Origin of the sequence: Nonomuraea fuscirosea (assembly GCF_035917475.1) — a bacterium.
Classification (GTDB): Bacteria; Actinomycetota; Actinomycetes; order Streptosporangiales; family Streptosporangiaceae; genus Nonomuraea; species Nonomuraea fuscirosea.
Window position 1 is genome coordinate 5,605,459 of record NZ_CP109074.1, and the last position, 20,825, is coordinate 5,626,283.

Genomic DNA, 20,825 nt, shown 5'->3' on the forward strand with positions numbered 1-20,825 from the left:
ACGACAAAGGAGTGAGCCATGATCGATCGCCTCAAGGGAGCTGCTGAGCAGCTGCAGGACGAATGGGACAACGACCCTCGGTGGGAGGGCGTCGAGCGCACCTACAGCGCCGAAGACGTGATCAGATTGCGCGGCAGTGTCCAGGAGGAACACACGCTCGCCCGGCTGGGCGCCGAGCGGCTGTGGAGCCTGCTGCACACCGAGGACTACGTCAACACCCTCGGCGCGCTCACCGGCAACCAGGCGGTGCAGCAGGTGCGGGCCGGGCTGAAGGCGATCTACCTGTCGGGCTGGCAGGTCGCCGCGGACGCCAACCTGGGCGGGCACACCTATCCCGACCAGAGTCTCTACCCGGCCAACTCCGTGCCCGCCGTCGTGCGCCGGATCAACAACGCGCTGCTGCGCGCCGACCAGATCACCTGGTCGGAGGGCGACGGTGACGCCCCCCACTGGCTGGCCCCGATCGTGGCGGACGCGGAGGCCGGTTTCGGCGGCGTGCTCAACGCGTTCGAGCTGATGAAGGGCATGATCGCGGCCGGCGCCGCGGGCGTGCACTGGGAGGATCAGCTGGCCTCGGAGAAGAAGTGCGGCCACCTCGGCGGCAAGGTGCTGATCCCGACCGGCCAGCACGTCAAGACCCTGAACGCCGCCCGCCTCGCCGCAGACGTCGCCGGAGTTCCCACGCTGGTGGTCGCGCGGACCGACGCCCAGGCCGCGACGCTCCTGACCAGCGACGTGGACCCGCGCGACCAGGCGTTCACCACCGGCGAGCGCACCGCGGAGGGCTTCTACCGGGTCAGGAACGGCCTGGAGGCGTGCGTGGCGCGCGGCCTGGCGTACGCGCCGTACTCCGACCTGCTCTGGATGGAGACCGGCACGCCCGACCTCGACGTGGCCCGTGAGTTCGCCGAGGCGATCAAGGCCGAGTACCCCGACCAGATGCTCGCCTACAACTGCTCGCCGTCCTTCAACTGGAAGAAGCACCTCGACGACTCGACGATCGCGAAGTTCCAGCGCGAGCTGGGGCACATGGGGTACAAGTTCCAGTTCATCACGCTGGCCGGATTCCACTCACTCAACTACGGCATGTTCGACCTGGCCCAGGGGTACGCGGCCGACGGCATGACCGCGTACGTCGAACTGCAGGAGGCGGAGTTCGCCGCCGAGGCGCGCGGCTACACCGCGACCCGGCATCAGCGCGAGGTCGGCACCGGCTACTTCGACCTGGTCTCCACGGCCGTGGCGCCCGGCTCCTCGACCACGGCGCTGCGCGGCTCCACCGAGGAGGAGCAGTTCGGCCACTAGCGCCCCCGATCTCGCCGGTCACCTCCAGGGCATGGGACGGTTCCCCGGCGACCGGGCCGCGCCGGCTCCCAGCGCCGGCGCGGCCCGTTTTCACGCGCACCGGCACGGGAACGGCTGCGGTGGCCGACCTGTCAGGAGAACGCCGCACCATCTGGACGGGGCGGACAGCCGGGCTCGGATGACCCGTCAGGGGAGGGTGGTGCCGCCCGTCGGGGTGGGGGTGGCCGTGACGGTCGGGGTCGGGCCCGGTGACTCGCCCGGCCCGTCCTGCGGGATCGTGGTGATCGAGCCGGAGGGCCGCGGGCAGTCGCGCCTGGCCGCGGCGTTGCCGCGCCTGCGGGCGGCCGGGTTCGCGCACTCCCCCGGGTCGTTCCCGCCCTGGCCGCCAGGGCCGAACGTGTGCGACGTCGGGACGACGGTCCTCCTGCGCTCGCGCTCGCGGTCGGGCGTGAGCACGGAGACCGGGCTCGTCGTACGGGTCCGCGTGACGAACACCGTGGGCGTGCCGGACGACGACGGCGGCGCGGTCGTCGTCAGGCGTACCGGCGGCGGATTCCTGGTCGTGGCCACGGGCCGCACAGGAGAGCCGGCGCTGCTCTGCGGCTGTACGGCGGGCGGGTCGGCGGGCAGCAGCGAGCCTCCTCCCATGCTCAGGCCGTCCCCGCCCGAGGCCGCGATGACGGTGACGGCCGCGATCGAGACCGTGGCCAGGGCGGCGAAGGTCGCGTGCGAGAGCTGCGCCCTCGCCTTCGCCCTGCTCCCCCGCCCCCGCGCCCCGGATCGCCCCTTGCCCCCGGCGCGGCCCTCGCCCCGGCCGCCGCCTCGGCCCGTGGCAACGCCGCCAGAACGCCTCCTGGAATCGGAGGCCGCGCCATCGGGACCGCCGCCGGAATCGTCGTCCCAGGCGTACTCGCCGTCGGAACGGTCCACAAGCGGGCCGTCCTCGTCCTCGGGCGGCTCCGGGTCGCCGGGCGAGCGGGCCGGCCGTACCAGCCCGCCCCCGGCCGGGTACGGCACCGGCGTCCAGATCTCCGCCAGCACCCCCGCCACCGAGTGCCGCAGGTCCCATGGATCCCCGACCCCGCCGGCGGCCAGCAGCGCGCGCAGCAGGTCGGCGGCCCTGGGCCGGTCGCCCGGCGCCTTGGCCAGGGCAGCCTCGACGGCGGGTCTGAGCAGGGCCGGCACGTTCTCCAGGCGCGGCGGGTCGAAGAGGATGCGCCGGGTCAGCACGTCGGTCTCCCCGCCGCCGAACGGATGGTGCCCGCCGGCGGCGTAGGCCACCAGGCAGCCCCAGGCGAACACGTCGGAGGCGGGCACGGCGGGCCCGCCCGTCAGCCGTTCGGGCGCGACCCAGCCGGGGCTGCCCATGACCTGCCCGGCCTGCGTGTGCGCGGACAGCGTGTCCACGTCCCGTGCGATGCCGAAGTCGATGACCCGCGGGCCCCGCGTGGACAGCAGCACGTTGCCCGGTTTGAGGTCCCGGTGCACGAGCCCGGCCTCGTGCACGGCCACCAGCGCGGCCGCGACGCCGAGCGCCACCCCGTAGGCGAGGTCCGGCGGGAGCGGCCCCCTGGCCTTGACGACCTGGGAGAGCGCGGGTCCGGGGATGTACTCGGTGACCAGGTAGGGACGGTCCTTGTCGGTGCCGTCCTCCACGACCGCGGCGGTGCAGAACGGGACCAATCTCCGCGAGAAAGCCACTTCCTCGGCGAAGCGGGCCCGTAACGTGGCATCGTTGAGATGCACCGCATGCGGTGTCTTGAGGGCTACCAGGCCCCCTTGAGGGTGTTCGGCCAGATACACCACTCCCATCCCACCGGTTCCCAGGCGGCCGAGGAGTAGATGTCGGCCGATGATGACCGGGTCGCCCACCGTCAGCGGTCGCACTCCGGCAGGCATGTCCCTCGCCCCACGCGCCATCCGGGTTTCGCCTCTCCTGATCAGGGTCACGGCAAAGCACACTGTGGCGGCTCCCGTGGAGGCTGTCCGCATGTCTTACATAAGGGGTATTGGAGGTAAGGCGGTCGTTCCCTTTAGGTGAGTAAATGCTGTGACATAGCGGCCTGAAGTGGCTCTTCGCGCCTGGCGTGCCGGGCGGGAACGAGGGCGGCCACCCGGCGGGAAGAGACGGGAAACGGCGGGAATCAGGAGGCGATGGCGGCCGACTCCTCGGCCTCGACCTGACGGTTCCACTCGCGCTTGACCTCGCGCCACGCCTCGTCGTCGACCCCGGTCCGCCAGTACCCGGAGATCGACAGCCGGTCCAGCCCGATCCCCCGCTCGATCCGCAGATGCCGGCGCAATTCCTTCACGAACCCGGCCTCGCCGTGCACGAAGGCGTGCACCTCGCCTTCGGGGAACTCCAGCGCCCGCACCGCCTCCACCAGCCGCAGGCCCACGGGCCCGTCACCCCGGTAGACCCAGGTCACGTGCGCGTCGGCGGCCGTGCCGAGCTTCAGCTCGTCCTCGGGCGCGTCCACCTCCACCAGCACGTACGCCGTGGCGTCCGCCGGCAGCGCCTCCAGCGAGGCCGCGATGGCCGGCAGCGCGCTCTCGTCGCCGACGAACAGATGCCAGCCCGCCTCGGGGTCGGGCGCGTAGCCGCCGCCGGGACCCAGCATGAGCACTTCGTCCCCGGGCGCCGCCCGCTCCGCCCACGGCCCGGCCAGGCCCTCGTCGCCGTGGACGACGAAGTCGAGGGTGAGCTCGCGGGAGTCGGGGTCCCAGGCGCGCACGGTGTAGGTGCGCAGGCGCGGCCACAGCTCGCGCGGCATCGTCTCGCGGCAGGTCTTCACGCTGAACGGCTGGGGGTAGTCGACCCCCTCGTACGGGAACACCAGCTTGACGTAGTGGTCGGTCAGCCCCGTCGTCGCGAAGTCCGCCAGCCCGTCGCCGCCGACCACGACGCGTACCATGTGGCGGGAGATGCGTTCGGTCCGCTGGACCACACCCCGGTGATGATCCGTCCGCTTGTTCGCCATCGAACTAGCCCCCTGGTGGAGTTAGGTATACCTAACCTTATACTCTCCTCGTTTCCCGGCGTATGCCAATCACCTCATTCCGGACGAGCGAAATTCAGTCTCACGCCGCCGCCGAGTCGTCAGCAGGCATCGACGCGGGCATCGACGCGGACATCGACGAGGCCCCCACCGCCGCCAGGAACCGCGACACGTGCTCGAAGGCCAGCCGCGCCTCGGGCAGCACGTCGGCCAGGATCGGGAAGACGTGCGGCATCCGCGGCCACTCCTCGTAACGCACCGGCACCCCCGCCAGCCGCGCCCGCCGGGCCACCTGCCTGCCCTCGTCCCGCAGCACCTCGGTCGAGCCGGTCACGATCATGAGCGGCGGCAGGCCGGTGAAGTCACCGTGCACCGGCGAGACCAGCGGGTCCCACGGGTCCAGCCCCGAGGTCCACCTGCGCGCCAGCCAGCGCACCCGCCCGGCCGGCAGCATGGGGTCCTGCCAGCGGTTGACCCGGCGCGGGACGTCGGTCAGGTCGGCCCACGGCGACAGGCAGACGGCCGCGCCCGGCAGCGGCGAGCCCTGGTCACGCAAAGCCAGCAGGGTCGCCAGGGTCAGGTGGCCGCCCGCGGAGTCGCCGGCCAGCACGATGTCCTCGGGATCGAATCCGCGGCTCAGCAGGCAGTCGTAGGCGTCCAGCGCGTCGGACAGCGAGTCCGCCAGCCGGTGCACAGGCCCCTGCCGGTAGTCCAGCGCCAGCACCGGCCGCCCGGCCGCCACCGACAGCCGCCACGTGATGGACCTGTGCGTACGCGGCGAGCACGAGAAGTAGCCGCCGCCGTGGAAGTAGAGCACCACCTTGCCCTCGTCCAGGTCCGGCCCGCCGCGCACCCACTCCCCGCCGCACGCGGAGAAGGCCGCCGGCTCGATCGTCACGTGCTCGGGATGGGGCACCTTGACCATCCGGGTGAGGTCGCCCAGGCGGGCCGCCCCCGCCAGGGCGATGGGGTGGCGCATCAGCAGGCTGGAGGCCGGCTTGAGGGTGCCGCGCATGAGGCCGGTGAGCGCGCGGGCCTGCCAGCTCAAGGGGTAGCCGGGTATCACGTCCTTGTCGATGAGCATGCTCGACCCTCCAGGATGATTCTTCCCACGTTCAAGATCGTCCTACCCATCAGTAGGTAACTAATCTCTTACGCCCGCATTTCGGCCCCCGCGGGCGCGGGCGAACCGGACCTGAGCAGGTCAGCGTCTGATTTGTCCAGGATTATTCGCGTTGCGAGCCACCACGCACCCCGCAGATAATTCCGTGCTCCCTGCCCGACAGACCCGTGCCCGGGTCCAGGCACGGTGCGCAACCGTGCCATCACCCCCCGGAGGTGCCCAACCATCCCGCTCTATGCCCGGCTCGTCCGGTACGGCTTCCGCAAGCACGCCACCTACGTCTGGGCGACGCTCGCCGGCGCGTTCACCAACAGCGTGTTCGGCATCCTGCGCGCCTACATCCTCATCGCGCTGTGGCAGGCCCGCCCCGGGCTGGCCGGCTACGACATGACCGACGCCATCACCTACTGCTTCGTCACGCAGGCGTTCATCGGCCCGATGCAGCTGTTCGGCGGCGGCCTCGGCCTGCCCGAGCGCATCCGCAGCGGCGACATCGCGCTCGACCTGGTCCGCCCCGCGCCCCTCCAGGCCTGGTCGCTGGCCGAGGACGCGGGCCGGGCCGCGTACCTGTTCCTGGTCCGCGGCATCCCTCCCATGCTGGTCGGCGCGCTCGTGTTCGGCATCCACTTCCCGGCCGGCCCCGGCCGCTGGCTGGCCTTCCTGACCGGTTTCGCGCTCGGCGTCGTCGTCAGCTTCGGCTGGCGCTACCTGATCGCGCTGTCGGTCTGCTGGCTGCTCGACGACCGGGGCGTGGCCGTCGTGTCGCTGGTCCTTACCACGTTCTTCAGCGAACTGAATGTCTCAATAGCACCAACACTTCTGTAGGTCTAGAGAGGCATCCGATGCCCCCACTCCCCGCTTCCCCTGCAGCACTCGAACAGGCCACGATGGGCGCACCCCCCGCCCTGGAGAGTGCCGTGCGAGTCCGCATCCACATCACCGACGGCCAGCGCCGCGCGCTAATCGCGGTCCTCGACCGCGCCCCCGAGCCGAGCGTGCGGGTCTCCGCGTTCACCGTCGCGTTCGACCTCGACGACCCGGCCGCGTGGCTGGAGGCCCGGATGGCTGAGTGGCCGCGTGGCGCCGCGGCCGCCGTCTCCGCCCGCGACGCCGGTCGTGTACATCCAGCCCATCCCCAAAGACTACGGAGACCCTGGTGAAGAACCTGCCCATCCTCAAGCCCGGCGACTCGCACCGACACGTGAAGACGATGCGCGCGGTGCTGTTCGCGCGCAGGCACGAGCCGTCGAACCTGCACAGCACCACCTACGACTCGAACGAGGTCGACCTGGCGGAGAAGGTCCAGGCGTTCAAGTCGGCGTTCAAGATCCCGGTTTCGGGGTCGGACCCGCTGGAGTGGGACGCCACCTGCTGGGAGGCCGCGCTCACTTGATGCCAGCGCTACCGCTGGCCATACCCTGAGAACCAATTCATGAATGTCGCAGGACGAGGCGGGGCAAGGTGTCAGCATGTTTTGTCGCCACATGCCCCGCGCCTACTGTGTAAACGGCCCTCGAAACCGGGTCCCAGGCTCAGACCGCGATGGGCAATTCGGAGGTTCTGGCCGTCTGACTAACCGTTTCGTTGGCGGGGCGCCAGTGAACAATTGCGTAGATCTCTTCGCCTCCTGATTCCGTGTCCAGTAGGTCCTTATGGATCTCGACGAAAAATCTCTCCGTGTGTTCGGCGGATGAGGGGAAGTAGGTCTCTATCGGCGTATTGGTGATGTGATCATCATCACCACCGAAGGGTTCGCCAGCATCGCTTTCAAAGAAGGCGCAACTCCTGGCGAACTGCCTTCCTATCTCGTGCGGTGCGTACCTGGCGGTGAACGTGACGGTAAACAGCAGGAAGCTGGAATCTGCCGGTTGCTGCACCGACAAAGTCGGAGGTGCTACGAGCGCAGACATTTTCATGTCTCCTTCGGCGCGGCTTTGTTCTCCTCATTCGAGAGTTACAGTCGCGGCGGCAAAAGCGCAAGCGGCGAATGGAAAGCGCACCTGGTGGCGCCATAAAAGCTCAGCAACGACGTATCAGAAGAAACTTCTCTACCATCTTCCCGCGGGCCAGCCTTCACGGTGTCCTGCGCTCGCTCCGTTCGGCGATCCAGGGTCAGGTTCAGCCTGACCTCACGGCGGCCGACGTCCCCGAGTCGGCGAGTCAGGCCCAGCCTGACCTACGCCCGGCCGTCCTCCGGCACGCGGCCGCCCTCATCCGGTCCGGGGAGGAGCTCCGCGCGGGCAACGCCGTCCTGGCTGCGGTCGCCCAGGTGGTGCCCGCAGGTGCGGCGAGGGACGGGCTGGCCGGGCGCGCAATCCGCGCCCTCGCGGCCCGCCTGTCACTGACCCCGGCGGAGAGTCCGCTGACCGCGTTCGCGTGGTGGGATCAGGACCACGGCCGCACCGACGTCGCCGATGCACTGGAGGCCACCGCCGCGGCCCTCGACGACGAGGAGGCGGGGTCATGACCGAGATCACCCGCGCCGACTTCGGCGAGTGGGACTGGGAGAACGCCCTCGAGGCCGTCTACCCGGTCATGGCCAAGATCGAGGACATCAGCTTTCACCGGGTGGGCGACGGCTGGACATCGTGGGCCGCGCGCGGCGACGTTCCCGCGCTGCTCTCCGAAGCCCGCGACATCCTCGACCAAATCGAGAAGCCGCTCAAGGAGGCCCGCCGCAAGCTGGCCCGGATCGAGGGCACGGCCCGGCACCGCGCCCACCAGCGCGAGAAGCGCGGCCCGGACCTGACCGGACACTGCATCATCGTGGAGACGATCGGCGCTGACATGGCGCGCGAGGCCAACCGGCCCGACGCGCTCCTGCGGCTCGGGATCGTGGAGTGCCACGAGGGCCGCCGCGGCAAGCTCTGCGCCGTCCAGAGCGACCTCCCCGACGACGTCGGCATCGAGGACGCGGCGCGCAGCATCGCCCGCACGTACGGCGCCCGGTACGCGGGGGTGGTCCGGCATGCATGACAGCGACGCGGCCGGCCGCGAGATGCTGGCGGATGTACGCACGCTGGTCGGCCTGCTGGACGCAGTCGACCGTGCGGCCACGCCGGAGGAGAAGCGGATCGCCGAGGAGGCCGTGCGGGCCGAGGGCGCCCGGCAGTGGGCCGCCAGCGTCGAGCGGAACCGGCAGCGCCTGCGCGACCTGCTCGCGTGCGACGCCATCCTCGACGCGAGCGAGGTGGATCGATGAGCCGCCGCGATCACGTGACCGAGCCGGCCGAGCTCGCCAGATGGAAGACCACGCCGCCGGCGACCCGGCCAACCTGGTGCTCATCGATGAGCTGATGGAGGACCTGCGCCGGACGAAGCTGCGCGCGATCGCGCGGGCGGCCCGGTCCGCTCGCGAGGGTGGCGACTACACCCTCGGCGAGATCGTCGCGATCCTCGGCATCCGGAAGCAGTCCGTGCACAAGCTGATCCAGAAGGGGCGCGCGCTGCTGGAGGCGCAGCGTCAGCGCCTGGGCGTCGTGAGCCTGCGGGAGCGGCGCCGGGCACGTCTGGAGGCGGCGGGCGTCCCGGACCGGCGCGCCTCCTGAGGTAAAAATCCTTCCACTCGGGGAAAAGAATCTTCTACCGAGGCGACAAAATAGAACACTCGTACATGCGTTGGCCGGGTGGCGCACGGCTGCATTTCCGTATACATCGGTTTACATGCGCCGCACGGCCAGGCCACCGGAGCGTCCCAGGCTCCCGCCCGGCCGTGCGGTCCAGGGCTGAGCGACACTGAGCGTGTGCTGACCTTCGCCCTCGACATCGGTGAAACCATCGTCCGTGACGACCGCTACTGGGCCTCGTGGGCCGACTGGCTCAACGTCCCCCACCACACCCTGTCCGCACTCGTCGGCGCCGTGGTCGCCCAGGGCCGCGACAACGCCGACGCCCTCCGGCTCCTACGGCCCGGCATCGACCTCGATGCGGAGTACGCCGCCCGCGAGGCCGCCGGCCGCGGCGAGCGCATCGAGGAGGCCGACCTGTACCCCGACGTCCGCCCGGCCCTGGCGACTCTGCGCGCGGCCGGCCACCGAGTGCTCATCGCCGGGAACCAGACCGCTCGCGTCGCCGAGCTGCTGCGCGCGCTTAACCTGCCCGTCGACGGCATCGCCACGTCGGGTGAGTGGGGCGTCGCCAAGCCGGACCCGCGGTTCTTCGCCCGCCTGGCCGACTTCGCCCAGGCACCGCCGGCCCAGATCGTGTACATCGGCGACCACCCGGCCAACGACATCGGCCCAGCCAAGGCCGTAGGCCTCCTGACCGCGCACATCCTGCGAGGCCCTTGGGGGCATCTCTGGGCGGGCCAGCCGGAGGCCTCCGCCGCGGACTGGCAGATCGCCACGCTGGCCGACCTGGCGACCATCTCTTCCTGACCTCTGGGCAGGGCTGTCACCAGGCCGCTACAGTCCGAGATGACGACTCGACCTGGAGCACCCCCATGCCCACAGCCCACGGCGGGATAGGCCGGCGCATCGCCTACCACCGCAGCGTCGCCCGCCTCACCCAGCAGCAGCTGGCCGACGCCGCCACCATCCATGTCGGGACGCTGCGGAAAATCGAGCGCGGGGCACGGGGTGCCGGCGACGGCATCGTCGAGGCGATCGCCGCGGCGCTCGACATCGACCCGTCCATGCTCCTGGCGGACCGGGAGCACGCCAGCTCCCGCGTCCGCGCGGCGCTGCCGGGCCTGTCTGCCGCGATCGCGGCCTACGACCTGCCGGACGACGGGCCCGTGCGCCCGATGCCGGAGCTGCGCCAGGCGGTCGCCCAAGCGACGACGTGGCGTCTCGGTTCCCAATACGTGAGGATCGCCGGCCACGTCCCGGCGCTGCTCTCCGAGCTGTTCCGGGCGCTGCACGCCACGCCCGCCACCGACCCGGACGTGGCACGGCTCGTCGCGTCCGCTCTGCGCAGCGCCGACAGTGTCGCCTTCAAATTCGGGGCACACGACCTGTCGGCCAGGCTCATCGAGCTCATGCGCTGGGCGTGCACGGCGGCCGACGACCCCATCCTGGACAGCGCTGTCGCCTACACCCGCACGGAGACGTTCTTCGCCGCCCACGCCTACGGGCGAGGCCTGCGCGCGCTGGAGATCGCTATCGACGCCGCCACCCCGCCGGACGCCGTCCCCGCCATCGCAGCCCGCGGTGCTCTGCACATGCGCGCGGCTGTCATCGCTGGCCGCGACGGCGACGTGGACGCGGCCGACATGCACCTTGCCGAGGCCCGGCGGCTCGGCGACCAGGTGCCGGAAGCGGTGTACGTCGGGACGGCGTTCGGGCCGCACTCGGTGCGCATTCACGAGGTGTCCGTCGCGGTCAGCCTCGGCAGCGAACATGTCCACCGCGCCCTGGAGGTGGCCCGCGAGTGGGCGCCACCGCCGGAGTTGCCTGCCGAGCGGCGCAGCGGGTTCTATATCGAGCTGGCGCGCGCCCAGCTGTGGTCTGGCCTGCCCGACGATGCGTTCGAGAGCCTCAAGGTCGCCCGGAAGATCGCGCCCCAGCACACCCGCGACCACCGGTGGGTGCGGGAGGATGCGGGGACGCTACGCCGGCTGAAGCGCGCCGACGCCGAGTCGCTGACGAGCTTCGCCGAGTGGTGCCACGCCACCTGATACGGGTGACCCACACTGGGTTACTTGCGGCCTCGACAGCCCGCCACTATCTGACCCATGACGGAGTCAGCAGCACCGCCCGCACCCATCACGGTGTGCGACTCAGTCAGCATCGCGCGTCTGCACGGCCTGGCATGCATCGACTGCGGCGCCGTCACCAGACGCCTGCAGCCCGCGGGTGACATCCTCCATCGGGGGCGCCGCTGGCCCGTCGTCGCCTGCGCGCTCCACATCGTGAGGCATCAGTCGCCCCTGGGCGCAGCGACATCACCGCCCGCCCAGGGACTTGATCAGGAAACGAGGCTCCTGACCCATGACCAACCCTAGCCCGGCGCCGCTCGCCGCCGCCGACGACTTCCTCTACTCCTGGAGCGCCCAGGACACCACCCGCGGCTCCGGCGGCATCACCGAAGAGCCTGAGCAGGCCCGGCAGTGCGTACGGGAAGCGCTGGCCCGGCTCTCCCCCGACGCCGGCGGTGTCGTCGAGAGGGTCCGGCTCGACCGGAGCGCGCGCCAGCCGTCCTACATCCACGTGGCGGTGGTCTGGCGCTTCGGTCGCCGGTCAGCGGAGCGCGAGGGCGGTGTGGTCGCATGCTGAATGATGAGCCGGACACATCGACCGAGGCGACTCCCGGGCTGGAGATGCCACCAGGGTCAACGCCGCTCCTGTGGCCGCCGCTGCGGGCCAGCCTCTGGGCGATCGGGTACTGCGTTCCCGGTCCCCAGCACGGCCCCTTTGAGCCCTGCTTCACAGAAGCCCCATGACGGCCCGGCCTGTCGCCTGCGAATGGCGGCAGGTCGGGCGGCGGGCCGGCCCCCTCGGGCGCCGGGCCCGCCTCAAGCGCGACGGCGCCTCCATTCGACCGGTCCCGCCGCCGCGCCGCGGCCCCGCCTCCCACCGAGCGGGGCCGCCGTCCCGGCAGCCGCCGCACCCCCCAGGAGGCAGCTCGCATGGATCTGATCATCCTCGTACTCGCCGACGCCAACCCGTGGATGCCCGCCTTCCCTGACGACGAGAAAGGGCACGATCATGAAGACACCCCCCGCCCCGGCCACCTTCATGTGGCTGGAGGTGACCGGCCGCTGCCAGCTCGAATGCAGGCACTGCTACGCCGACTCTGGACCCGCCGGCACTGACGGCAGCATGAGCTACCGCGATTGGATCTCCGTCCTCGACCAGGCCGCCGCTCTCGGCGTGTCGATGGTCCAGATGATCGGCGGCGAGCCCACCCTGTACGCCGGCCTGCCCGGCCTCGTCACGCGCGCGCTCGACCGCGGCATGGAGGTCGAGGTGTACTCGAACCTCGTGCACGTCACTCCCGCGATGTGGGAGCTGTTCACGCAGCCCGGCGTACGCCTCGCGACCTCCTAATCGGCGCCGGCGTGCTCGATCGCGGCGATCCGTGGCTGGACGGGCTCCGCGCCGTCCCCAGGGAACTGTTCGTGCCTCGCCGGGCCTGGGCCAAGGCCACCGGTGACCGCCCCGCCCGCCTGATCGACAGGGACGCCGACCCCGGCGACTGGCTGGACGCCGTCTACGGCACCGGCGCCGTCATCACACAGCGCGGCGACGGGCAGACCAGCGTCGACGACACGAGCGCGCCCCTCACGTCGTCGATCTCCTCCCCGCACGTCGCCGCCGAGTTCCTGCGCCTGCTGGAGCCGGCGCGGCACCATCGCGTGCTTGAGATCGGCACCGGAACCGGCTGGACCGCCGGTCTGCTCTCTTGGTGGCTCGGCGATGACCTGGTGGTCACCGTCGAAGTCGACGAGACGGTCTCCGAGGCTGCCGGCGCAACCCTGAAGGAGGCCGGGCTGGCGCCGACGCTGCTCATCGGCGACGGCGCCCTCGGCGCTCCGGACCACGCCCCGTACGACAGGGTGCATGCCACCTGCGGTGTGCGGGACATCCCGTACGCGTGGGTGGAGCAAACCCCGCCGGGCGGCGTGATCGTCCTGCCGTACATGCCGCCTCACGGCGGCTGGGGTCACCAGCTGCGGCTCGACGTGCTCGACGACGGGCGGGCCGTCGGCGCCTTCCATGCAGCGTGCCGCTACATGATGATGCGCGACCAGCGCACCGGAGCGTGGCCGCCGTACGGCGACAGCGGAGTCAAGGGCGCCACCCGGCTCGACCCGCGCGGGCCCTGGGCGGCCATCGACCAAGGGTTCGGGCTCCACCTCGCCTCGGTGGCGCCGCACATCACCATCACCACGGCGGGCTGGGAGGAGCAGGAGGACGGCCCTGCGTGGGTGATGAGGCTCCGCGATCTGCGCGGCCCCGGGTGGGCGCTCATCACCGCCCGGCCCGGCGAGGACGCGCACATCTCCCAGAGCGGCGACCGGCAACTGTGGTCCACCCTCGAAGGGGCCTACATGGAGTGGCTGAGCGTCGGCCGGCCACGCCCTGACGCGTACCGGATGCTGGTGGGGCCCGGCAGTCAGGAGGTGTGGCTCCGGTGAGGCGTGGGCGCTATGACCGGCGGTCCCTGACGTAGATGCCCATGCCGGTGACCGTCTCGACCAGTGGGGTGCACGGTGGGTGAGGGGTGCCTGCACCCTGGGGGCTGGGGGCCTGGCCACCCTGCCCTGTCCCTGTGCCCCGGTTGTTGTACCAGCGGGTGGCTACGGCCTTGGCCGTGGCTGGTCGCTCCTGTGCGATGCGCTGCATGACCACGTCTCGACCTGGGTCGATGGTGATGATCTGTGCACCATGCTCGGTGTACGTGGCCATCCACTCTGGCTTGGGCATGGAGTGGATCACGTACACATCAACCTTGTTGATGTGTCGCAGTGCCTCGCGGATGGCGGCTGTCCTGGCACGGAACGCGACCTGGCGTATGGCCTCGGGGTGGTCGTGGGGGTCGCCTGGATGTGGCCCCGATAGAGCCCCCACCACAAGGTCGTAGTCCACCACTACGTCCCCTGGTTTCGCTCTCCCCCGGACCCATGTTGGCTTCCCCCCTGCTGGTGGGCCGGTCACCACGTACAGCACCCTGAACTCCCAGGTTCTGCCAGCTCTTGCCAGTCTGGTAGATCACCACGCACGGGAATGACGAGGGGCGGGGGGCAGTTCCCTGTCCCCCTTCGATTGGTTGCACCGCCTCAGACACACCGGGCACGGATACCAGGTGCCGTGCGCTCGACGCAGGTATCTGAGGTCGCAAGGGTCGAGGCCGAGGCGTTCGAGCTCAACGAGGGCGGGCACGTGATCCGCTTCATTGGCCCCACCCGAATAGCCGCAGATGTGGCAGACATCGGGCGCTTCGAGCAGGAGCGTGGCCCTGGCCTTGCGCCAGCGATAGCCGCTGCGGCCGTGGCTACGGGGCATGGCACGTTCCGAATCGTGACGTCGAGGTTTGTCCCTGGGTCTGGCGCGGGCGGGGTGTGAGATAGGACGATGCCCGCGTGAAGACTCTGGCCGTGTCCGCGGTGGTGGTCCTGGTGTTGGCCGCGGTCACCGTTCTGGTCATCGTGCTGTTGCCGGACACTGCGGCGACTCCCCGGCCGTCGACGTCAGCGGCGCCGGCGACGCAGACTGTGAGTGGCTCGGTGCTAGTCCGCGGTTCCTCTCCGCAGGTGCTGACCGAGAATGAGCTGGCGTGCACCACGGGCGGCGGGTATGACGACATCCGGCAGGGCGCTCAGGTGGTGGTGACGGACGCGGCCGGGAAGACGATCGCCCTGGGCCAGCTGGGCGCCGGCGGTTGGAAGCGAGACGTGGGCTGCAGCTTCCTGTTCACAGTGCCCGAGGTGCCGGCCGGTGAGAAGTTCTACGGGATCGAGGTAAGCCACCGCGGCCGGGTCCAGTACACGGCCGAGCAGATGACCACTCCGATCGAGCTGTCGATCGGCTGATCAGCTGGTTGCGGTTCGGGGCCGTCGCCGCGGCCTTCGTACCTCCGGATGGCGTCGACCACCTTGCGCCCCACCTCGGCGGGTCAGCTCCCAGCGACACGTGGACGCCGAGCTTGGGCGCTGAATCCGCCTCCGGAACGCGGTCCTCGATCGCGATGGCGAAGCGGTGCTTGGCCACCTGCTGGTCTGGCCCGCCGTCCCAATAGCGGCCGCCGTCCTTGAGGGCGTACACCTCGGCGTAGACGGTGTGCGGTTCAAGCCTAAGGCTGTAGATCTGCGCGGGGTCGAGGCCGAGCGCCTTGATCAGTTCGAGGATCTGGGCGCGCGGCACCGTCTTCGGCACGCCGGGGATCCATCCGTCGCACCCGGTCGGCTCGTACAGGATGTTCGACCCGCCGCCCTCAGCGGGCTGTTCCTGGTCGCCCACGTCAAATCCTCGGCGGTCAGATCCACTGGCCGGGCTCTTCGCCGGGTCCGACGTTGTACTCGGGGAAGCCTGCCGAGCTGCCGGGCGTGAAGACCCACAGGTGGACGTGCCGGTCGTCGGTCAGCGGGGGGACGTCTCCGGAGGCGATGCCGTCGGGGTCGAGGCTGTCCATGGTGCCGGTGACGATGGCGGCGCGCATGGCCTTGCGGCCCTGCTTGCCTCGGTAGTGGACGATGCGCCCGAGGGTGGGCTCGGGGACGTGCATGCCGATCATGGCCAGCGCTCCGGGTCAGAGGATGTCGAAGATGATGTGCGGCAGGAACCACACCAGGAACAGGATGAGCACCGCGGCGAACACCGGGACGGCGATCCGTCGTCTGGCGTTCGGCGGGGTGATGCCGAGCCAGGCCCGGGTGCGTTCGCTGAGAGTGTCGCCGCGCCGCCGGTTGATCAGGGCGATGATCTCCAGGATGGCGAAGCCGCCGGCGGCCACCGCGAGCCAGGCGATCCACATCCACTCGGGGATCATGTCGTCTCCTCCCCGCAGCCGCATTCGCATGGCGGCGCGTGCCGCCAGGTCCGAGCGCAGACGTGTTTCTTGCCGCCGTGCTCTTCGCAGCCGGAGCCGAAGTCCTCGCCGTGCAGGCGGCTGATCTGCCGCTTGCTCTTCGTGGGCTTGACCGGTTCGACAGGCTTGCCGGACGGCATGAAGCGGGCCATGGCCGCCTCCCAGCGCTGGGCGATCCTGGGAGTTGGCTGGGAGGTGGGTTACGTCAGTCGAGCCAGATGATCCCAGTGCTCGCCGAGGCGGTGGCGTTGTCGGGGCACTCGGTCACGATCATGTTGAACGGCAGGACCACGGTCATGCGGACCACCCCCGAAAACGACGAAAGCCCGACAAAGTGCCGGGCTTTGGGATGCGTTGTTAGGGCGAATTATGCCGCCCGAAATCCTCCAAGGTCAACACGGGCGCGCACGACGATGGCATGTGCTTCCTGGAGAGTGCTCGGGTCGTAGGTAGGCAGCGGCCGGCCCCGGCGCCCCGTACGACGCGCGCCAACGGGCGCAATGCCGAATAGGTCAATCACCGTACGCAGCTCGGAGGCGGTCAGCGCCGGATAGAGCAGCGTCGCCGCGTCCTCGACGGTCCAGCCATCCACGCAGCCATCATGCCTCAGTCGAAGAGTCTGCGGCCAATGTCGAATTGCTGTCGCCCTTGAAATCCAACGCCCTCGCGAGGTGGATCGCGCTGCTCGCTACCTTGGTGGCCGCCACCAGCAGCCCTCCGGCCGGCAGCGCCAGGATCACTCCCATGACTTGCGGCCCGATCGTTGGCGAAAACGCTGCGATCCAGCCGGTCACCGTGCAGAGAAGTGCCCAACCGAAGTAAAGAGTCATGCGCATCGTCGCCAGGTGAACGTGAGCCTGGTAGGCCACGAGGTCGGCCCTGTAGCGATCGACCAGTTGGCAGAATTCTTCATCGAGTGAAGCTTGTCTGCGCGAAGCGGCTTCGCTGCGCTTTGCGCTCCACGTCTGCAACCTGGGCGTGAGGATGTTCGCGAGGATGCTCAGGGGGATGCTGATCAGAGCACCGATCATCAGGCTCATCATGTCCACGATGAGACTTTATGTCTGAGACGCCGAGCCGGTGGGGATGTTGACCGGTCTGCAACTCTGCGGTGGCTGGCCGCCTGGAGCAAGAGCAGCCGGGGCCGTGGGCGTCGGCGGGGAACTGGGCGTCGGTGCCTGATTGCTGTCGCCGACAGGTGTTGCTCAACGCTTGTCGGATCCCTTCCAAAGATCACCGAGTGAGCGCGGTGGCCGAAGATTTCCACGTACGCAGGCGCATCTACCATCCGCTCCCCGGGCCCTCAGCCGGCACGGAAACCCCCGCTGGGTCAGCAGATCTCCCCTAAGGTGTCCCACCCGCTTTGCGCAGGCAAGGGGCCGATGACGGGGGCTCTGGCGCTGCCCGAGATTACGACCGAGATGCTCCGCCTGGCCCGCAGGCAACCTCGACGCTGTGACGTAAGCAAACCATGTGGGACGACCAGATAGAAGAACACGGAGAGTTACCAGTTCGTTGACATCAACCGCTGACGTCCACGCGGCGCAGGAGTTACAACGAACCTATGGGGTGGACTCGCGAGTCGGCCCACGCGAGCAGGAGGGGTTGGCCATGAAGCGCGGGACACGGTTGGCTGTAGGCAGCGCCGTCTCGGCCAGTCTCACGGTGGCCGCTGGCGTGGCCATCAATCAGATCCTCGACAACGAAAGGTTCAGTTGGTGGTGGCTGCTGGCAGCCCTCGCCGCCGCCTTGGTTTACCTTGGCGTCGAGCACTGGCGCGGTCAGCCCGATCCTGCGGGCCGTCTGAAACTCTCCGATCAGAACGGGCTCCCACCGATAGCCGACGAGCTTCCTGACGCAGGTTGGGGCATCCATCTCTCTAGCTTCCTGAGCGGTCCTGGCCCACATATCAGGCGCCCAATCGACGAGGCGTTACGCGCCGCCCTCACCGAGGTCGCAGAAGGCGACGAAGACGCCCGCCAGTTCCTGATCGTGGAAGGAGAGCGGCTCGCCGGCACCACCCATGCGCTGGCCCGCGCACTCACGGAATCCCTGCCCGGTTGGCGGGTCACGGCCTTCGTCGACGACCAAAGCGTCCGACTCCCGGAACTCGTGGCGCAAGCTGCTAGCTGGATCACTCCGCAGACGGGTGTGATCGTGTGGCTGGACGCCATCACCGTCGACCGGCTCAGCGAATTCACCGCTCAGCTAATCACCAATCTCCCTCGCAGGCTAGTGATCGCCGCCACCGTTCATACCGAGGACATCACCGACCGGGACGGCGCGCCCAGCGCCCGCCTCGACTCGCACGTGCCAAGCCTGCTAGACGAGTACGCTCTTCACCTCAACCTCGGCGTCCTAACCTCGTCCGAGCGCGACTTGATCACATGTACCCCCGCTTACGCCGCCCTCCGGCCCGCGCTTCACGACCGCAGCCGAGATTGGCTGATCGGTCGGCTCATGATCTCACTTGACCACCTGCGTCAAGCACTCACCCTCGGAAGGGGGGAGAGCGACGCAGACCGAGTTGCGCTCCTGCACGCGGTTACCGACTGGCAGCGCGCCCAGATGCCACCCCCACTCACCAAGAAGACACTGTTGAAGTTGTGGCGGGCCTACCGTCGGCAGCTCAGTGACCTCCCCCCGCGGACTCGTCTGCCCGAGGATGCCTTCACCCGGGCACTCGAATGGGCCACCGCACAGGGCAGCGCAGCCGGCCCGCAACTGATCACTCGCGACAACGGTTACCAGCCCCACCCTCTGCTGGCCTTGGTCGCGGCTGAACCGGCACCCACTGGCTGGGCCATCAGCACACCGCTCTGGGCCCACGCCGAACGCTGCCTCGACGAGGGCGGCCTGCTCAAGTTGGGCCAGGCCGCCCTCGACCATGGCAATTTCGAAGCTGCAGACCGCCTGCTCCTGAACGTCTCTCTGCAACGCCTGGAATCCAGGACAATGCGAGATCTTGCCGACCAGCTGATGGGCGAGGGCCGCCTGAATGCCGCGCGGACCTGGTACTTGCGGACAATCGAAGGTGGTCACGACGACGTGGCGCCGAGAGCGATGGCCACTCTGGGGCTGCTAGAACGAGTGCAGGACCAGGTGGAAGAGGCACGGACCTGGCTCCTGCGGGCGGCCGAAAGCGGCCACGACGACGTGGCGCCGAGGGCGATGGCCACTCTAGGGGCGCTGGAAGAAGAGCAGGGCCAGGTGGAGGAGGCGCGGACCTGGTACTTGCGGTCAATCGAAGGTGGTCACGACGATGCGGCGCCGAGGGCGATGGCCGCTCTGGGAGGGCTGGAAGGAGAACAGGGCCGGGTGGAAGAGTCGCGGACCTGGTACTTGCGGGCGGCCGAGAGCGGTCACGAGGACGCCGCGCCGATAGCGATGGTCGAGCTGGGGGTGCTGGAACGAGTGCAGGGGCGGGTGGAGGAGGCTCGGGTCTGGTTGCTGCGGGCGGCAGAGAGCGGCCATGACGACAAGGTGCCGAAAGCGATGGCCAAACTAGGGATGCTCGAACGCGAGCAGGGCCGGATGGAAGAGGCGCGGACCTGGTACTTGCGGGCGGCCGAGAGCGGCCATGACGACGTGGCGCCGGGCTCCCTGGCCAGCCTGGGAGAACTGGAATACGAGCAAGGCCAGCTGGAGAAAGCACTGGTCTGGTTCCTGCGGGCGGCAGAGAGCGGCCATGACGACGTGGCGCCGGAAGCGATGGCCAACCTGGGCGTGCTGGAACGCGAGCAGGGCCGGGTGGAAGAGGCGCGGACCTGGCTCCTGCGGGCGGCAGAGAGCGGCCATGACGACGTGGGGCCGAGGGCCATGGCCGACCTGGGAAGACTTGAAGGAGAGCAGGGCCAGGTAGAGAAGGCGCGGGCCTGGATCAAGCGAGCAGCCGAGAGCGGCCACGACCTCCACGGGCCGGAGGCGATGATCAGCTTGGCGGTGCTGGAATACGAGCACGGCCGGATGAGGGAGGCACGTGCTTGGTTCCTGCGGGCGGCCGACAGCGGCCACGACGACGAGGCACCGAGAGCGATGGCCAACCTGGGGGTCCTGGAATACGAGCAGGGCCGACTGGAGGAGGCACGGACCTGGTTTCTACGGGCGAAGCAGAGCGGCAATGCCGAAGCAGCAGCTCGCGGACGAGGAGGCCTCAGGGAACTTGATCGGCACGAAGAGGAATCCCGGAAAGCGAAGTGGATGACCAAGTATGGCGACTTCTACGGCGGCTACCGGGGTCCTGACGCCTCCTGACAGATGGCGCACCAACGAACAAAGATGATTCTCTTCGAGATCCATCCAATGCACGACAGATCGGAACTGAATCATCGGTCATGCCTGGTGGAATCTCCGCGGATCAGGTGCAGGGAGCGGTCGGCGGGCAACTGTCGGCGTACACCTGGAAGTGCACATGGACGTACAGACCCACTCGTACGCCGACGGCTGACCCGCACAGAAGGTGCGAGGATCTCTGCAAGAACGCTAAGAGACAAGCACTCGCTGCGGGCGAACTTCTGGAGTGCTTGCCACCCGGGTGGTGTTGAGGCATGCCATCAATTCTCGATTGGTTGCGCGGGCTGCGTCGAGGTCGTCGGTGAGATCGGAGACCTGATCGCGCAGGCTTTGTACAAGCTCTTCGAGCTCGGCGAGCCGACCGCGGAGGACATGTAAATCTTCGCCCGGCGGAAGTCCGACGTCTTGGGCCACTGCCTGTCCGAGGGCCTTGGACGAGCTCCACCGCGCGGCCGCCCTCCCCGCGGCCAACGCCGAAGCGGAGCACAAGGCGCGCGGAGCCTCCGGCCTCGCCCCCGCCGACCCGGCTCCACATCGTGGCTCCGCCGCCGCACCAGCCGAGCCGGGTTGATCGGCCGGACCGCCGAACGCCGTCGGCCACTCCCAAGAGGACGCGGCCAGCGACACCCCGCCCC

Annotated in this window: 25 protein-coding genes; 15 read left to right on the forward strand and 10 right to left on the reverse strand. The window is 69.5% G+C overall.

From position 1 onward, the window contains the following. Positions 1–18 precede the first annotated feature (18 nt). Entirely contained in the window at positions 19–1,305 is a 1,287-nt protein-coding gene (gene aceA, locus OIE67_RS25590; RefSeq protein ID WP_326644534.1) for an isocitrate lyase, read from the forward strand. A 186-nt stretch (positions 1,306–1,491) separates the two neighbouring features. Here aceA and OIE67_RS25595 read toward each other — a convergent pair whose 3' ends face one another. From OIE67_RS25595 to OIE67_RS25605, 3 genes are all read right to left on the reverse strand, one after another. Then, positions 1,492–3,297: a serine/threonine-protein kinase gene (locus tag OIE67_RS25595; RefSeq protein WP_326644536.1), complete on the reverse strand. Its 1,806-nt coding sequence runs from the start codon at positions 3,295–3,297 to the stop codon at positions 1,492–1,494. 152 nt (positions 3,298–3,449) lie between these two features. Continuing rightward, positions 3,450–4,286 (reverse strand): siderophore-interacting protein, encoded by an 837-nt coding sequence (locus OIE67_RS25600; protein WP_326644539.1) that lies wholly within the window; start codon positions 4,284–4,286, stop codon positions 3,450–3,452. A gap of 100 nt (positions 4,287–4,386) precedes the next feature. Beyond that, positions 4,387–5,388, reverse strand: coding sequence for an alpha/beta hydrolase (locus tag OIE67_RS25605; protein ID WP_326644541.1), 1,002 nt, complete (start codon positions 5,386–5,388; stop codon positions 4,387–4,389). Between the two features lie 225 nt (positions 5,389–5,613). On the opposite strand from OIE67_RS25605, the gene OIE67_RS25610 reads away from it, so the two are divergent. The 3 genes from OIE67_RS25610 to OIE67_RS25620 all read left to right on the forward strand — a co-directional run bounded on the left by OIE67_RS25610 (position 5,614) and on the right by OIE67_RS25620 (position 6,820). Further along, the gene (locus OIE67_RS25610; RefSeq protein WP_326644543.1) at positions 5,614–6,252 is read left to right on the forward strand and encodes an ABC transporter permease; all 639 of its coding nucleotides are present in this window, start codon (positions 5,614–5,616) and stop codon (positions 6,250–6,252) included. Positions 6,253–6,344: 92 nt separating this feature from the next. After that, complete coding sequence (locus OIE67_RS25615; protein WP_326644545.1) at positions 6,345–6,587, forward strand: hypothetical protein; 243 nt, start codon at positions 6,345–6,347, stop codon at positions 6,585–6,587. Continuing rightward, positions 6,584–6,820, forward strand: a complete 237-nt coding sequence (locus OIE67_RS25620) for a hypothetical protein (RefSeq protein WP_326644547.1) — start codon at positions 6,584–6,586, stop codon at positions 6,818–6,820. Before OIE67_RS25615 ends, OIE67_RS25620 begins: the two co-directional genes overlap by 4 nt. A 139-nt stretch (positions 6,821–6,959) precedes the next feature. On the opposite strand, the gene OIE67_RS25625 is transcribed toward OIE67_RS25620, so the two are convergent. Continuing rightward, positions 6,960–7,337, reverse strand: coding sequence for a hypothetical protein (locus tag OIE67_RS25625; RefSeq protein WP_326644549.1), 378 nt, complete (start codon positions 7,335–7,337; stop codon positions 6,960–6,962). 359 nt (positions 7,338–7,696) lie between these two features. On the opposite strand from OIE67_RS25625, the gene OIE67_RS25630 reads away from it, so the two are divergent. The 9 genes from OIE67_RS25630 (at position 7,697) to OIE67_RS25670 (ending at position 13,507) form a co-directional block, all read left to right on the forward strand. Then, positions 7,697–7,894 carry a hypothetical protein gene (locus OIE67_RS25630; protein WP_326644550.1) on the forward strand — a complete coding sequence of 66 codons (198 nt, stop codon included), beginning with the start codon at positions 7,697–7,699 and terminating at the stop codon, positions 7,892–7,894. Further along, the gene (locus tag OIE67_RS25635; RefSeq protein WP_326644552.1) at positions 7,891–8,403 is read left to right on the forward strand and encodes a hypothetical protein; all 513 of its coding nucleotides are present in this window, start codon (positions 7,891–7,893) and stop codon (positions 8,401–8,403) included. Before OIE67_RS25630 ends, OIE67_RS25635 begins: the two co-directional genes overlap by 4 nt. After that, positions 8,396–8,629 (forward strand): hypothetical protein, encoded by a 234-nt coding sequence (locus OIE67_RS25640; protein WP_326644554.1) that lies wholly within the window; start codon positions 8,396–8,398, stop codon positions 8,627–8,629. The genes OIE67_RS25635 and OIE67_RS25640 overlap by 8 nt, the downstream gene beginning before the upstream one ends. Before the next feature lie 40 nt (positions 8,630–8,669). After that, positions 8,670–8,975: a hypothetical protein gene (locus tag OIE67_RS25645; RefSeq protein WP_326644556.1), complete on the forward strand. Its 306-nt coding sequence runs from the start codon at positions 8,670–8,672 to the stop codon at positions 8,973–8,975. Positions 8,976–9,170: 195 nt separating this feature from the next. After that, the gene (locus OIE67_RS25650; RefSeq protein ID WP_326644558.1) at positions 9,171–9,803 is read left to right on the forward strand and encodes an HAD family hydrolase; all 633 of its coding nucleotides are present in this window, start codon (positions 9,171–9,173) and stop codon (positions 9,801–9,803) included. A gap of 65 nt (positions 9,804–9,868) precedes the next feature. After that, positions 9,869–11,044 (forward strand): helix-turn-helix transcriptional regulator, encoded by a 1,176-nt coding sequence (locus OIE67_RS25655; protein ID WP_326644560.1) that lies wholly within the window; start codon positions 9,869–9,871, stop codon positions 11,042–11,044. A 313-nt stretch (positions 11,045–11,357) separates the two neighbouring features. Next, on the forward strand, positions 11,358–11,642 hold the full coding sequence (locus tag OIE67_RS25660) for a hypothetical protein (protein WP_326644562.1): 285 nt from the start codon (positions 11,358–11,360) through the stop codon (positions 11,640–11,642). Positions 11,643–12,074: 432 nt separating this feature from the next. Continuing rightward, positions 12,075–12,416, forward strand: a complete 342-nt coding sequence (locus OIE67_RS25665) for a radical SAM protein (RefSeq protein ID WP_326644563.1) — start codon at positions 12,075–12,077, stop codon at positions 12,414–12,416. A gap of 11 nt (positions 12,417–12,427) precedes the next feature. After that, positions 12,428–13,507, forward strand: coding sequence for a methyltransferase domain-containing protein (locus tag OIE67_RS25670; RefSeq protein ID WP_326644564.1), 1,080 nt, complete (start codon positions 12,428–12,430; stop codon positions 13,505–13,507). A gap of 10 nt (positions 13,508–13,517) precedes the next feature. On the opposite strand, the gene OIE67_RS25675 is transcribed toward OIE67_RS25670, so the two are convergent. Next, positions 13,518–13,958: a hypothetical protein gene (locus OIE67_RS25675; protein WP_326644566.1), complete on the reverse strand. Its 441-nt coding sequence runs from the start codon at positions 13,956–13,958 to the stop codon at positions 13,518–13,520. 494 nt (positions 13,959–14,452) lie between these two features. Between OIE67_RS25675 and OIE67_RS25680 the strand changes: the two genes are divergently transcribed. Then, entirely contained in the window at positions 14,453–14,902 is a 450-nt protein-coding gene (locus OIE67_RS25680) for a hypothetical protein (RefSeq protein WP_326644568.1), read from the forward strand. A 443-nt stretch (positions 14,903–15,345) separates the two neighbouring features. Here the strand turns inward: OIE67_RS25680 and OIE67_RS25685 are convergent, their stop codons facing one another. The 5 genes from OIE67_RS25685 to OIE67_RS25705 form a co-directional block, all read right to left on the reverse strand. Beyond that, positions 15,346–15,603, reverse strand: a complete 258-nt coding sequence (locus OIE67_RS25685) for a hypothetical protein (protein ID WP_326644570.1) — start codon at positions 15,601–15,603, stop codon at positions 15,346–15,348. A 15-nt stretch (positions 15,604–15,618) separates the two neighbouring features. Beyond that, positions 15,619–15,858, reverse strand: coding sequence for a hypothetical protein (locus tag OIE67_RS25690; protein WP_326644572.1), 240 nt, complete (start codon positions 15,856–15,858; stop codon positions 15,619–15,621). Continuing rightward, positions 15,855–16,049, reverse strand: a complete 195-nt coding sequence (locus OIE67_RS25695) for a hypothetical protein (RefSeq protein ID WP_326644573.1) — start codon at positions 16,047–16,049, stop codon at positions 15,855–15,857. Before OIE67_RS25695 ends, OIE67_RS25690 begins: the two co-directional genes overlap by 4 nt. 215 nt (positions 16,050–16,264) lie before the next feature. Then, entirely contained in the window at positions 16,265–16,489 is a 225-nt protein-coding gene (locus tag OIE67_RS25700; protein WP_326644575.1) for a hypothetical protein, read from the reverse strand. A 7-nt stretch (positions 16,490–16,496) separates the two neighbouring features. Beyond that, entirely contained in the window at positions 16,497–16,946 is a 450-nt protein-coding gene (locus OIE67_RS25705) for a hypothetical protein (protein WP_326644577.1), read from the reverse strand. A gap of 562 nt (positions 16,947–17,508) precedes the next feature. Between OIE67_RS25705 and OIE67_RS25710 the strand changes: the two genes are divergently transcribed. Continuing rightward, on the forward strand, positions 17,509–20,151 hold the full coding sequence (locus tag OIE67_RS25710; RefSeq protein WP_326644579.1) for a tetratricopeptide repeat protein: 2,643 nt from the start codon (positions 17,509–17,511) through the stop codon (positions 20,149–20,151). The last annotated feature ends 674 nt before the right edge of the window (positions 20,152–20,825 follow it).